The sequence below is a fragment of the Vibrio sp. 811 genome (assembly GCF_033339195.1).
This window is the reverse complement of sequence record NZ_JAWOUB010000769.1, coordinates 1-558: the sequence shown is the minus strand read 5'-3', so window position 1 is coordinate 558 and position 558 is coordinate 1. Positions and strand designations below refer to the sequence as shown.

Sequence of the window (558 nt, the reverse complement as noted above, 5' to 3'; positions counted from 1 at the left end):
CCTGCAATTTTTTGGTTCACAGTATTGTCGTCTACAACGAGCACTTTGGGTAATTTTTCAAGTCGGGTTGCAGGCTGAACGACGGAAATAGATTGAGTAAATCGTTCAGCACAGCTTTCAAGCGCTTTGAGTAGACGTTGTCCTAGCAAAGGTTGAGTAATGATCGCTGCGACACGGTGACCGAAATCAAGCTGTTGGCTGTGTAGATGTTTGATTAGGCAAACTTGCACATGTTGATGTTCCAAATTTCGCATCAAATCTGTGTTCTTCACTGCGGCATCTGGTGTCGTTTCAACATAAAGAATGATGATGCGTTCTTTGTCGTTAATCCATGTTGGAAGAGCACTCAGATCATGAACAGATTGATGCACTTGAATTTGATAGAAGCTCAACTCATTACGTAGTTTTGTTTCTAGGTCAGTGTCGTCACAGACGAGCCAGATTTGGTTATTCACGGTATGTCGAGCACGAAAATGGGCTTGAGAAATCGGCGCTGTGAGTTGGAAGTAGAAACGGCTTCCGCGGCCTTTTTCAGATTCAAGCTGTATGCTTCCGCCC

At 44.3% G+C, this 558-nt stretch carries 1 pseudogene; it reads right to left on the bottom strand.

The features are described 5' to 3' along the window. Positions 1 to 558: pseudogene (locus R7Q46_RS29300) on the bottom strand (hybrid sensor histidine kinase/response regulator); the annotation flags it as partial.